11 protein-coding genes are annotated in these 12375 nt (G+C 68.4%); 9 read left to right on the top strand and 2 right to left on the bottom strand.

Annotated features, from left to right (window positions below; all coding sequences use genetic code 11):
- The first annotated feature begins 153 nt into the window (after positions 1 to 153).
- The 6 genes from argE (at position 154) to BGO20_RS05030 (ending at position 6755) form a co-directional block, all read left to right on the top strand.
- Positions 154 to 1287 carry an acetylornithine deacetylase gene (gene argE / locus BGO20_RS05005; RefSeq protein WP_291662190.1) on the top strand — a complete coding sequence of 378 codons (1134 nt, stop codon included), beginning with the start codon at positions 154 to 156 and terminating at the stop codon, positions 1285 to 1287.
- 24 nt (positions 1288 to 1311) lie between these two features.
- Positions 1312 to 2235 carry a 2-hydroxyacid dehydrogenase gene (locus BGO20_RS05010; protein ID WP_291662189.1) on the top strand — a complete coding sequence of 308 codons (924 nt, stop codon included), beginning with the start codon at positions 1312 to 1314 and terminating at the stop codon, positions 2233 to 2235.
- Positions 2236 to 2265: 30 nt separating this feature from the next.
- Positions 2266 to 2625, top strand: a complete 360-nt coding sequence (locus tag BGO20_RS05015) for a cupin domain-containing protein (protein ID WP_291662188.1) — start codon at positions 2266 to 2268, stop codon at positions 2623 to 2625.
- 133 nt (positions 2626 to 2758) lie between these two features.
- The gene (locus tag BGO20_RS05020; protein ID WP_291662187.1) at positions 2759 to 4222 is read left to right on the top strand and encodes an aldehyde dehydrogenase family protein; all 1464 of its coding nucleotides are present in this window, start codon (positions 2759 to 2761) and stop codon (positions 4220 to 4222) included.
- A gap of 11 nt (positions 4223 to 4233) precedes the next feature.
- Entirely contained in the window at positions 4234 to 5277 is a 1044-nt protein-coding gene (locus BGO20_RS05025; RefSeq protein ID WP_291662185.1) for a tartrate dehydrogenase, read from the top strand.
- A gap of 14 nt (positions 5278 to 5291) precedes the next feature.
- Complete coding sequence (locus tag BGO20_RS05030) at positions 5292 to 6755, top strand: NAD-dependent succinate-semialdehyde dehydrogenase (protein WP_465245994.1); 1464 nt, start codon at positions 5292 to 5294, stop codon at positions 6753 to 6755.
- Positions 6756 to 6821: 66 nt separating this feature from the next.
- Here the strand turns inward: BGO20_RS05030 and BGO20_RS05035 are convergent, their stop codons facing one another.
- Together BGO20_RS05035 and BGO20_RS05040 are read right to left on the bottom strand one after the other, a co-directional pair.
- Positions 6822 to 8099, bottom strand: a complete 1278-nt coding sequence (locus tag BGO20_RS05035) for an NAD(P)/FAD-dependent oxidoreductase (protein ID WP_291662183.1) — start codon at positions 8097 to 8099, stop codon at positions 6822 to 6824.
- Between the two features lie 11 nt (positions 8100 to 8110).
- Entirely contained in the window at positions 8111 to 8779 is a 669-nt protein-coding gene (locus BGO20_RS05040) for a haloacid dehalogenase type II (RefSeq protein ID WP_291662182.1), read from the bottom strand.
- Positions 8780 to 9101: 322 nt separating this feature from the next.
- Between BGO20_RS05040 and BGO20_RS05045 the strand changes: the two genes are divergently transcribed.
- From BGO20_RS05045 to BGO20_RS05055, 3 genes are all read left to right on the top strand, one after another.
- The gene (locus tag BGO20_RS05045) at positions 9102 to 9953 is read left to right on the top strand and encodes a GNAT family N-acetyltransferase (protein ID WP_291662181.1); all 852 of its coding nucleotides are present in this window, start codon (positions 9102 to 9104) and stop codon (positions 9951 to 9953) included.
- Between the two features lie 14 nt (positions 9954 to 9967).
- Positions 9968 to 11344, top strand: a complete 1377-nt coding sequence (locus BGO20_RS05050; RefSeq protein WP_291662180.1) for an aspartate aminotransferase family protein — start codon at positions 9968 to 9970, stop codon at positions 11342 to 11344.
- A 291-nt stretch (positions 11345 to 11635) separates the two neighbouring features.
- Complete coding sequence (locus tag BGO20_RS05055) at positions 11636 to 12352, top strand: HAD-IA family hydrolase (protein ID WP_291662179.1); 717 nt, start codon at positions 11636 to 11638, stop codon at positions 12350 to 12352.
- Positions 12353 to 12375 lie beyond the last annotated feature (23 nt).

Consider the following 12375-nt stretch of genomic DNA (forward strand, 5'->3'; position numbering starts at 1 on the left):
GGGTACCGGCCGGTTCTAGCCCAATCCCGCAACAGGAAGCACCGTTCTTTAGCCGCAATTCGGCAGGGATCGCTGCATGACCCTGCCGAAACGACGCGACCGGCGCCGCGCCTGCCTTATCCTCTCGTGAACGCAGCCAGCGCGGAGCCGCCCGTGACGCCGGAAGACATCCTGACCGAGCTGATCGCGTTCCGCTCGGTCGTGGGGCAGCCCAACGCCGCCATTGCGACCTGGATCGCGGATTATCTCGGGCGATGCGGCGTCGAGGCGCAGCTTCTCCCCGGCCCGGAGGGCGACCGTTCGAATCTCTTCGCCACGATCGGCCCCCGCAATGTCGCGGGCCTGGTGCTGTCGGGCCATATGGATGTGGTGCCGGCCGAGGAACCGCAATGGAGCGCCGATCCGTTCCAGCTGCGCGCCGAGAGAGACAGGCTGTTCGGCCGCGGCACCAGCGACATGAAGGGCTTTCTCGCGGCGGCGCTCGCGATCGTTCCGTCGCTCGTCGCGTCGAAGCCCGTCCGGCCGATCCATCTCGCCTTCTCCTATGACGAGGAGGCCGGCTGCCGCGGCGTCCCTCACCTCATCGCGGCGCTGCCTTCGCTCTGCGCACGGCCGGCGGCCGCGGTGATCGGCGAGCCGAGCGGGCTGCGGCCGATCCTGGCGCATAAGGGCAAGGCCGCAGCGCGGGTCGAAGTCCACGGCAAATCCGGGCACTCCTCGCGTCCCGACCTCGGTCTCAACGCCATTCATGCGATGGGGCGGGTGATCGCAGCGGCCGACGAAGCCGCCGCGCAAGCCAGCATCGGCCCGCTCGATCCGGTCTTCGAGCCGCCCTACTCCACCGTCCAGATCGGCACGATCCGCGGCGGCGAGGCACTGAACGTCATCCCGGAACGCTGTGTTGTCGAGATCGAGGCCCGCGCTATCGCCGGCGCTTCGCCCGACCTGCTGCTCGAGCCGGTGCGGAGCACCCTTGCAAGTCTCGAGCGGCAAGGCTTCCGCACCGTCTGGCAGCCGATTGCCGCTTATCCAGCCCTGTCGCTGGAGGCCGAGGCGCCGATCGCGCGGCTGCTTTCGCGGGTAACCGGCGAAGCGCCACTGGCGGCGGTGAGCTACGGCACGGAGGCTGGTCTCTACCAGGCGGCGGGGATCGACGCGATCATCTGCGGGCCGGGCGATATCGCGCGCGCCCACAAGCCCGACGAATACATCACACGCGGCGAGCTTGCGGCCTGCGCCGACATGCTCGAACGGCTCTGCATGCAATTCGCGCGGGAACCATCCTGATCTGCCGGTCACCAGGAGTTCGCCTTGACCTTCCTTTTCAACTCGACCGACGAACGGGCGCAGGTATTCGCCGAGCGCTTTGCCGCGGAGCTGCCCGATATCCGCTTCATCCGGAGCAGTGATCCCCACGATCCCGCCGATATCCGCTACCTCATCACCTGGACCGCGCCGGAGAACCTCCATCGCTATTCCAATCTGGAGATCCTGTTCTCCATCGGGGCCGGCATCGACCAGATGAACACCGACGGCCTGCCCGCGGGCGTCCTCGTCGTGCGCATGGTCGAGGAAGGCATCACCCGGATGATGCAGGAGTATGTCACGCTCGGCGTACTCGCCCTGCACCGGCAATGGCCGCTCTACATCGCCCAGCAGAAGGCAGCGCATTGGCAGCCCTACGACCTCGCATCCGCCCCGGACAGGCGGATCGGCATTTTGGGGCTCGGCATGATGGGATCGGCCGTCATCGAGCGCCTGAAGCCCTTTGGCTTCCCGATTTCGGGCTGGAGCCGCTCGCCGCGAACGATCGACGGGACACGCTGCCTGCACGGGTCGGCGGGCCTCTCCACGCTGCTCGCCGAAACCGACATCCTTGTCTGCCTGCTGCCGCTGACCCCGGAGACGTCGGGCATTCTGGATGCGAAGCTCTTCGCACAGCTGCCTGCCGGCGCCGGTCTGGTGCATGTCGGTCGCGGCCGGCATCTCGACCACGCCGCCTTGCTGGATGCCCTGGACAGCGGCCATCTCTCGGCCGCCGTCCTGGATGTCACCGAGCCGGAGCCGTTGCCGGCCGATCACCGCCTGTGGAGCCACCCCAGGGTGATCCTGACGCCGCACATCGCCAGCAAGGTCGAAGCCGCGCCCGCGGCCAGGGCCGTCATCGAGAACCTCCGCCGACACCGCTCCGGCCTGCCGCCGATCGGCGTTGTCGATCGCAGCCGCGGCTACTGAACTGCTTCAACCCGAACGAAAGGCTTTGCCATGTCCCTCCTCGTCAAGCTCGACCTCGCTCCCACCAGCGAGCCCAGGCATTCCAAGGCGGCGCCGGATCGCCTGATTTCCGGCGATCCCTCGTACAAGACTTGGGCGCAGGACGAGTCGCGGGAGGGCGTGGGGAAGGTCCGTACCGGCGTCTGGGAAGCAACGCCGGGCGAGAACCACTCGATCAAGGGCGAGACGATGGAGTTCTGCTACATCCTCTCGGGCGTCATCGAATTGACCGAGCAAGGTCAACCGCCGCGGATCTTCCGTGCCGGCGACAGCTTCGTGATGAAGCCCGGCTTCGTCGGCGTCTGGAAGACGATCGAGACCGTCCGCAAGATCTACGTGATCGCCGGCTGACCCGGGCACGCCGAAGAATCGGCCGCCCGGAACGCCGCAAACAGGATTTCCGGTCGGTCGGGCGGCCTTCACAGGCGCAAACTTCGGGTCCGGCGGAACTAGGCTCGGACGGTCACCATCCGGAGATGCGCCCGTGTCGCTGAGTTTCGATCCCGCTTCCGTCACGCTCCCGCGCGGCCATTTCATCGCAGGCGAATGGGTCGGCGATAGGGACGGCATCGATCTGCGTCGCCCCTCCGACGCGGCCGCCTTCGCCACCTGCCCCGTCGCCGATGCCGACCTCGTCGACCGCGCCGTCGCTGCAGCCAGGCGAGCGCTCGCGACGAGCGGCTGGGCGCGCATCGCGCCGCGCGACCGCGCCCGCGCGCTCCACCGCTGGGCCGATCTGATCGAGGCGGAGGCGGAGACGCTGGCGCGGCTGGAGGCGGTCGCCTCGACCCGGCCGATCTCCGAGCTCATCGCGGGCGATGTTCCCGTGACGGCCGAGCAGATCCGCTTCTTCGCCGAATTCGCCGACAAGGAAGGCGGCGAACTCGTCCCGACCGGCTCCGACAGCTTCGGCATGATCGCGACCGAGCCCTATGGCGTCGTCGGCGCCATCACGCCCTGGAACTTCCCGCTCAACATGGCCGGCTGGAAGCTGGGCCCCGCGCTCGCAGCCGGCAATGCCGTGGTGCTGAAGCCGTCGGAGATGACGCCCTTCTCGACGCTCTATCTGGCGCAGTTGTCGGTGCGGGCCGGGTTGCCGGCGGGGCTGATCAATATCGTGCTCGGCGATGGCCGCACGACCGGCACCGCGATCACCGGACATCCCGACATCGCCAAGGTGAGCTTCACCGGCTCGACCGCCGCCGGGAGCGCGATCATGGAGAATATCGCCCGCACCGGCATCAAGCCGATGACGCTGGAGCTTGGTGGAAAGAGCCCGCAGCTCGTCTTCGCCGATGCCGACCTGCCGCAGGCAGCCGCCGCCATCGCCCGCAGCATCCTCGGCAATGCCGGCCAGGCCTGCGTCGCCGGCTCGCGCCTGATCGTGGCCGAGAGCGTCGCGGAAGAGTTGGTCGGGCTGATCGTCGAGCGGATGCGCGCCGTCCGCCCGGGACCGACCTGGGATGCGGCGAGCGCCTATTCGCCGATCATTTCCGAGCGGCAGATCGGCCGCATGGCCTCCATCGTCGATGCGGCGGTGGCGCAGGGCGCCAGGTGCCGGCTTGGCGGCGAGCGGCTCGACCATGCGGGCTACTTCTACGCGCCGACCGTGCTGGAAGCGGTCGATGCCGCCTCGCCCGCGGTGACCGAGGAAATCTTCGGACCGGTCCTGACCGTCCAGAACTTTCGGGAGGAAGAGGAAGGGCTCGGGCTCGCCGATCACCCGACCTACGGGCTCTGCGCCGGCCTTTATACGCGGGATCTTTCGCGGGCCCTGCGCGCCATCAACCGCCTGCAGGCCGGTACCGTCTGGGTCAATCGCTATGGCCGCTCCCGCGACCACATCCTGCCGACGGGCGGCTACAAGCAGTCCGGCCTCGGCAAGGACCTTGGGCGCGAGGCCTATCTCGCGAACCGCAAATCGAAAAGCGTCCTGATCGCCCTCTGAGGAGCCCTCCCGTGAAATCCTACAAGATCGCCCTGATCCCGGGGGACGGCATCGGAACCGCCGTCACCGAGGCCGCCTGGGAGGTGCTCGCCCGCGCGGCTCGCGGCGCCGGATTCGGGCTCGACGGCACGAGCTTCCCCTGGTCGTGCGACTTCTACGAGAAGACCGGCGCGATGATGCCGGCCGACGGCATCGAGACCTTGCGCGGCTTCGACGCCATCCTGCTCGGCGCGGTCGGCTGGCCGAAGCGCGTGCCGGATTCGGTCTCGCTCCATGGGCTGCTGCTGCCCATCCGCAAGGCCTTCGTGCAATACGCCAATATCCGCCCGCACCGCCTGCTGCCGGGGGTCGAGGGGCCGTTGCGCGCCGGCAGCTTCGACATCCTGTGCATCCGCGAGAACACCGAGGGCGAATATGCCGGAGCCGGCGGGCGCGTCCATAACGGCACCGCCGACGAAGTCGCCGTCGAGACCTCGATCTTCACCCGCAAGGGCGTCGAGCGCATCCTGCGCTTCGGCTTCGAGCAGGCGCGCAAGCGCCGCGGCAAGCTCGCCTCGGTGACCAAGTCGAATGCGCAGAAATACTCGATGGTGTTCTGGGACGAGATCACCGCAAGACTCGCCGCCGATTATCCGGACATCGAGGTCGCCAACTACCATATCGACGCGATGGCGGCGCGCATGGTGATGGCGCCCGAGAGCCTCGACGTGGTCGTCGCCTCCAACCTGTTCGGCGACATCCTGACCGATCTCGGCGCTGCCATCCAGGGCGGCCTCGGCTTCGCCGCCTCCGCGAACATCAACCCGGAGCGCAATGTGCCCTCGATGTTCGAGCCGGTACACGGCTCGGCGCCCGATATCGCCCATCTCGGCATCGCCAATCCGATCGCGGCGATCTGGTCGGGCGCGATGATGCTCGAGCATCTCGGCGAGGCCGGCGCGGCAAAGGCCGTGATGACGGCGATCGAAGCCGCCACGGCCCGCGGCATCGGCATCGAGCCGGGCAAGCACAAGACCGAGGACATCACTGCCGCCATACTATCGGCGCTCGGCTGAAGGAGACTGCACGCATGACCATTCAAGCCCTTCATGACCCCGCTTTGCTGCGCGAGGCCTGCCTCATCGGCGGGCAATGGCGGGCCGCCGGTTCCGGCCGCACGCTCGACGTGATCGATCCCGCCACCCAGGAGGCAATTGGTGCCGTGCCGGATGCCGACGGCGCCGATACCCGTGCCGCGGTCGAGGCCGCGGCTGCGGCCTTCGGCGGCTGGCGCGCCAGGACGGCTGCCGAGCGCGCCGCGCTGCTGGAAGCCTGGCACGCGCTGATGCTGGAGCATGTCGAGGACCTCGCGCTGATCCTGACGCGCGAGCAGGGCAAGCCGCTGGCCGAGGCGCGCGGCGAGATCCGCTACGGCGCGTCCTTCGTCAAATGGTTCGCCGAGGAGGCCCGCCGTGTCGACGGCGCGACGATCCCGGCCCCGACCGCCGACCGGCGCATCATCGTGATGAAGGAGCCGGTCGGCGTCTGCGGCATCGTCACGCCCTGGAACTTCCCGAACGCCATGATCACCCGCAAGGTGGCGCCCGCCCTGGCCGCCGGTTGCACGGTGGTGATCAAGCCCTCCGAGCTGACGCCGTTCTCGGCGCTGGCGCTCGGCGTCCTGGCCGAACGGGCCGGCATCCCGCCCGGCGTCGTCAACATCGTCACCGGCATGCCGGCCGCGATCGGTGCCGAGCTCACCGGCAACCCGACCGTCCGCAAGATCTCCTTCACCGGCTCGACACGAGTCGGCGCCCTGCTGATGCGGCAGGCTGCCGACGGCATCAAGCGGCTCAGCCTGGAGCTCGGCGGCAACGCCCCCTTCATCGTCTTCGACGATGCCGATCTCGACCTCGCCATCGACGGCGTGCTCGTCTCGAAGTTCCGCAATGGCGGTCAGACCTGCGTCTGCGCCAACCGCATCCTGGTGCAGGACGGCATCTACGACCGCTTCGCCGACAAGCTCGCGGCCCGCGTCGCGGCGATGAAGGTCGGCCCCGGCACGCAGGACGGCGTCGATATCGGCCCGATGATCAACCGGGCGGCGATCGAGAAGATCGAGCGCCATGTCGAGGACGCGCTGTCGAAGGGCGCCCGGCGCCTCGCGGCCGCGGCCGACATGCCGAACGGAGCGCAATATGCGACGCCGGTCGTCCTCGGCGGCGCCACGACCGAGATGCAGCTCGCCGAGGAGGAGACCTTCGGCCCGGTCGCCCCGCTGTTCCGCTTCAGCAGCGAGGCGGAGGCGATCCGCATCGCCAACGGCACGCCGTTCGGGCTCGCCTCCTATTTCTTCACGCAGGACATGCGGCGCTCCTGGCGCGTCGGCGAGGCGCTCGAATTCGGGATGGTCGGGCTCAACACCGGCGCGATCTCGATGGAGGTCGCGCCGTTCGGCGGCGTCAAGCAGTCGGGGTTGGGCCGCGAGGGCTCGCGGCTCGGCATCGAGGAATATCTCGAAGTGAAAGCCTTCCATATCGGCGGGCTCGGCTGACCCGCATGGAAAAAGGCGCCGGAGCTCATCCGGCGCCTCGCGGCTGGTCGGGGTAGAGGCGGCGACCTACTGAATGCGGTCGAGCGCCTTGTAGTAGAGCCCGACCAGCGGCAGGAACCAGGGCTTGCCGAAATGGCCCGGCACCGCCGGCCAGGCGAGACCTTCGAGCGGATTGCGATTGGGGCGGCCGAGGATCGCGTCGGCCATGATCATGCCGAGATGCGTCGACATCTGCGCGCCATGGCCGGAATAGCCCATCGCGTACCAGACGCCGTCCTCGTAGCCGGCGCGCGGATAGCGATCCTTGGTCATGTCGACCAGCCCGCCCCAGCAATAGTCGATCTCGACATCCCTGAGCTGCGGGAAGATGCCGGCGAGGCTCGCGCGCAGGATGGCGCCGCTCTTTGCGTCGGAGGTCTGGTCCGACGTGGCGGAGAAGCGAGCCCGCCCGCCGAAGACCAACCGGTTGTCCGGCGAAAGGCGGAAGTAGTTGCCGATATTGAGCGAGGTCACGGCCGTGCGGTTGCCGGGCATGGTCGCCGCGACCTCGGCCTCGCTCAAAGGCCGCGTCGCGATCAGGAACGAGCCGACCGCGATGATCCGGCGCCGGAACCAGGAGAACGGCCCGGATGTGTAGGCGCCGGTCGCCACCAGCACGTCCTTCGCCGAGACGCTTCCGCGCGGTGTGCGGAGGACATGCCGCCCGCCCTCCTGCCGCCGGTCGGTGACGGGCGCGTGCTCATGGATCACCGCGCCGTGCCGGGCGGCCGCCGCGGCCAGGCCTGAAACGAAACGGCCCATATGCATCATGGCGCTCTTCTTCGAGAGCATCGCGCCATGGAACGCGTCGGAGCCGATCTCGCCCGCAAGCTCGGCCCGGCTCAGCATGGCGGTGTCGGGATCGGCCTCGCGATGCAGCACCTCGAAATTGCGGGTGAGCGAGGCGACATGTTCCGGCTTGGAGGCGAGCTTGAGCTTGCCGGCGCGCCGGAAGGAGCAGTCGATCCCCTCCTCCGCGACGATCCGCTCGACCGTATCGACGGAATTGTCGAAGGCCCTGTAGAGGGCGACCGCGCGCTCGCTGCCCAGCGCCGCCTTCGCCGCGATGAAGCTATGCGCCAGGCCGTTGTTGAGGTGGCCGCCATTGCGGCCCGAGGCTCCGTAGCCGACGCTTTCCGCCTCCAGCACCACGACCCGGGCGCCGGCCATGGCAAGCTGGCGCGCGGCGGCAAGGCCGGTGAAGCCGCCACCGACGACGGCCACGTCGTAGGAGCCCTCGACCGGCCCCTTGGCGGCGCCGGTGAAGCTGTCGGCCGTGTCATGCCAATAGGATTTGAACTGCATCGGCCGGGGCCTCAGAGCCCGAACACGCCGGGCAGGCCGCCGATGTCCTTGATCTCGGTGTAGCCGTAATAGGGATTCGCCGGCTCGTGACGGCGATTCACCCAGACCTTGTTCCTGATGCCGAGGTCATGCGCCGTCATCAGGTCGTAGCGGAACGATGACGAGACGTGGCAGACGTCCTCCGGCCCGCAGCCCAGCATGTCGAACATGTATTCGAACCCCTTCATGCGCGGCTTGTAGGAGCGGGCTTGCTCGGCCGTGAAGACGGCGTGGAACGGCGCGCCGAGCCGGGCGACATTGTGCGGGATCTGGGCGTCATCCGCATTGGAGAGGATGACGAGCGGGATCTCCTTCGCCACCTTGGCGAGGCCTTCAGGTACGTCCGGATGCGGGCCCCAGGTCGGGACCTGCTCATAGACCCAGCGCGCATCCTCGGGGCGGAAGGCGACGCCGTTGCTCCGGCAGGTCCGCTCCAGCGAATTGTAGACGACCTCCTCGTAGGGCTTCCAGTCGCCGAGGATCTCGTCGAGCCGGTAGGCCGAGAAGTTCGTGATGAACTGCTGCATCGCCGGCTCGTCGAGCTTGTCGCCATAGAGCGCGCGGGCAGCCTTATCCATCGCGAAGTAGATCAGCGTGCCGTGGCAGTCGAAGGTCACGAATTTGGGCTTGAAGACGGTCATCCGCGGAGATCCCCTGTGGCGAAACGGTTGTGTCCGTTGGCGAGGATCATAGCCGGCGCCGGATCGGCGCGAGCACCGCATTGCCCGCGGCAGGAAGCACAAACTGCCGTCCGTCCATGAGGCTATGGCAGAGAGTTGCGCCCGCATCGCCACTCTGCCCGCCATGCCCGCTGGTCGCCGGCTTCTCCTTGGCCGCCGTGGCATTCCATGCGGTCGCCGCGCATTCCTACGGCCGAAGATATCGCGACGGACCGTTCCTCGGGAGCAACTGCGCCGGCCCAGCGCCTATCCATGATGCAACGGATACGAAGCGAAGAATCTCATGGGCCAGGAAACGATCGATCTCGTCGCATTCGACGAAAGCCATCTCGGCGGCGCCGTCCTGCTCTCGCGAGAGGTCGGGTGGCCCCACCGGCGCGAGGACTGGGCGATGCTCCTGACCCTCAGCCACGGCTTCGTCGCGCTGGAGGGCGATGCCGTGGTCGGCACCGCGATGCTGACGCCGTTCGGTGACGATTGCGCAACCGTCAACACGGTGATCGTGACAGCGCGGATGCGCGGGCGGGGCCTTGGCCGAAAGCTGATGGGTGCCGTCCTGCAAGCCTGCGGCTCGCGGGAATGCCGGCTCACCGCGACCGCAGACGGCCTTCCCCTCTACGAAAAGCTCGGCTTCGCCGCGACCCACGAAATCCGCCAGCACCAGGGCATTCCCGCGCCGCTGCCGGTGGATGCGGCGCGCGATGCCATCGATCTGGGCTGGGTCGGCCCGGAGAGCTTCCCCGCGATCGCCGCTCTCGATCTGGAAGCGCATGGGATGGATCGCCGCCCGCTGCTCAGGCTTCTGACCGAGGCCGGCCGAATGGTCGTGCTGCGGGAAGCCGGACGGACCGTCGGCTACGCCGCGCTGCGCCCCTTCGGCCGCGGCGAGGTGATCGGCCCGGTCATCGCGAGCACGCCGGAACAGGCACGCAGCCTCATGAGCTTCCTGATCGCCAGCCGGCCCGGTGCCTTCCTGCGCGTCGACACGGCCGAATGGCAGACGCTGTCGCCATGGCTGTCCGCGCGCGGTCTCGTGGGCGTCGGCGGCGGCATCGCCATGCGCCGCAACGCGACCGGCCGGTTGCCGCCCGGCCCCGCCAAACCCTTCGCTCTCGCCAGTCAGGCGCTCGGATAGTCTGGAGAACCGCCATGTTGAGCAATTCCCTGATCGAACTCGATCGCGAGCATTGGATTCATCCGGTCGCCTCCTATCGCGGCCATGAGAAGGCGGGAGTGCGCGTGCTGCGCTCGGCCAAGGGCGCGACCATCACCGACAGCTCCGGCAAGCAGCTCATCGACGGTTTCGCGGGCTTGTGGTGCGTGAATGCCGGCTACGGCCAGGACAGCATCGTCGAGGCCGCGGCGAACCAGATGCGCGAGCTGGCCTATGCGACGGGCTATTTCGGCCTCGGCTCCGAGCCGGCGATCCGGCTGGCGGCCGAACTCGCCGAGCGTTCGCCGGGCGACCTCAACCGCGTCTACTTCACGCTTGGCGGCTCCGACGCGGTCGACAGCACGGTCCGCTTCATCCGCTATTACCAGCAGGCCCGCGGCAAGCCGCAGAAGGACCAGTTCATCTCGCTCGAGCAGGGCTATCACGGCTCCTCGACCGTCGGCGCCGGTCTCACCGCCCTGCCCGCCTTCCATGCCGGCTTCGGCGTGCCCTATGACTGGCAGCACAAGATTCCGTCGCATTATACCTATCGCAACCCGGCCGGCTCGGAGCCGGCTGCGGTCATCGCCGCCTCCCTGGCGGCGCTGCGCGCCAAGGTCGAGGCACTCGGCGGAGCCGACCGCGTCGCCGCCTTCTATTGCGAGCCGATCCAGGGTTCCGGCGGCGTGCTCGTGCCGCCGCCGGGCTGGGTCAAGGCGATGCGCGAGCTCTGCCGCGAGCTCGATATCCTTTTCGTCGCCGACGAGGTCATCACCGGCTTCGGGCGCACCGGCCCGCTCTTCGCCTGCGAGGACGAGGATATCGTCCCCGACCTGATGACCGTCGCCAAGGGGCTGACCTCGGGCTATGTGCCGATGGGCGCCGTGCTGATGTCGCAGAAGGTCTACGACGTCATCGCGGACGGTGCGGGCGCGGCGGCGGTCGGCCACGGCTACACCTATTCCGCCCATCCGGTCAGCGCAGCGGTCGGCCTCGAAGTGCTGCGCCTCTACGAGAACGGGTTGCTCGAGAACGGCCGCAAGGCCGGCGCGCGCCTGATGGCCGGCCTCGAAAGCCTCGGCGATCACCCGCTCGTCGGCGAGGTGCGCGGGCGCGGCATGCTGGCCGCCGTCGAGCTCGTGACCGACAAGGCGAGGAAGACGCCGCTTCCTGCGGCTTCGGTGCCGGCCCAGCGCGTCTTCGACCGGGCCTGGAACCACGGTCTCGTCATTCGGGCCTTCGGCAACGGCGTGCTAGGCTATGCGCCGCCGCTGTGCTGCACCGAGGCCGAGATCGACGCGATCGTCGAGCGGACCCGCGCGACACTCGACGAGACGCTGGCCGACCCGGATGTCCGGGCCGCGATGGCCTGAGGATCGCAGGCTCTGCGAGGGCGGAGCGGAAGCGAGGGTCGCATCTCTCCCCGCTCCCCGAGCCGAGATTCCGCCAAGGCTGCGAATTCGGAATTTTGTGCCGCCGGGTTTTGGACATTCAGCGTATCCGGCGAGCCTGCCGTGGGAAACTCGCTTATGGCCGACGCAGAGCGGCCGGGGAACACAGCGCAGCCGTCGCGACCAGCGACCGAATGAGCCGAAGGCGACGCGACCACGCTCGCCGAGGACGACGAGTACCCGCACGCGACAGGCGGGAGAAGCGGAGAGGCGATGGCTCAGGGTTTCAACGACTTCCGCTACATGACATTCGACGTCGTCGGCACGCTGATCGATTTCGAGGGCGGCCTCATCGGCAGCCTGGCAGCCATCGCCCGCGAGGCCGGCGTGCCGTTCGACGGCGAGGAAGCGCTGAGCCTCTACCGTGCCGCACGCTATATGCCCGGTGTCGGGCGCTTTCCCGACGACCTCGTCCGCGTCTACGGCGTCATCGCGCCGAAGCTCGGCCTGCCCACCGGAGAAAGCCAGGGCAGGCGCCTGCGGGATGCCGTCAAGGACTGGCGCCCCTTCCCGGACAGCGCCGACGCGCTGGCCCGCCTGTCGAAGCGCTACAAGCTCATCGCCATGACCAACGCCCAGCGCTGGGCCTTCGAGCATTTCTCCCGCGCTCTCGGCAACCCCTTCTATGCTGGCTTCACCGTCGACGACACCGGCACGGAAAAGCCCGATCCCGCCTTCTTCGAGCAGGTCTTCGCCTTCGTCGAGACGGATGGCGGCTCGCGCGAGCAGATCCTGCATGTCGCGCAGAGCCAGTACCACGACATCGGAATCTCCCGGGAACTCGGCCTGACCAATTGCTGGATCCAGCGGCGCCACGCCCAGCCCGGCTATGGCGGCACGATCGAGCCCGAACGCTTCACCGAGCCCGACTTCCACTTCACCTCGATGGGCGCGCTCGCCGACGCCGTGGAGGCCAGTCTGGTTGCCTGAAGGAACCCGAACCGAAGAAGACC

It is taken from the genome of Allobosea sp. 67-29, from assembly GCF_001898115.1.
Taxonomy (GTDB): Bacteria; Pseudomonadota; Alphaproteobacteria; order Rhizobiales; family Beijerinckiaceae; genus Allobosea.

Bases quoted from the DNA above. Each gene is read 5' to 3' on its own strand.
- BGO20_RS05015 (WP_291662188.1), top strand. From the start codon at position 2,266: ATGTCCCTCCTCGTCAAGCTCGACCTCGCTCCCACCAGCGAGCCCAGG.
- BGO20_RS05030 (WP_465245994.1), top strand. From the start codon at position 5,292: ATGACCATTCAAGCCCTTCATGACCCCGCTTTGCTGCGCGAGGCCTGC.
- BGO20_RS05035 (WP_291662183.1), bottom strand. From the start codon at position 8,099: ATGCAGTTCAAATCCTATTGGCATGACACGGCCGACAGCTTCACCGGC.
- BGO20_RS05040 (WP_291662182.1), bottom strand. From the start codon at position 8,779: ATGACCGTCTTCAAGCCCAAATTCGTGACCTTCGACTGCCACGGCACG.
- BGO20_RS05045 (WP_291662181.1), top strand. From the start codon at position 9,102: ATGGGCCAGGAAACGATCGATCTCGTCGCATTCGACGAAAGCCATCTC.
- BGO20_RS05050 (WP_291662180.1), top strand. From the start codon at position 9,968: ATGTTGAGCAATTCCCTGATCGAACTCGATCGCGAGCATTGGATTCAT.
- BGO20_RS05055 (WP_291662179.1), top strand. From the start codon at position 11,636: ATGGCTCAGGGTTTCAACGACTTCCGCTACATGACATTCGACGTCGTC.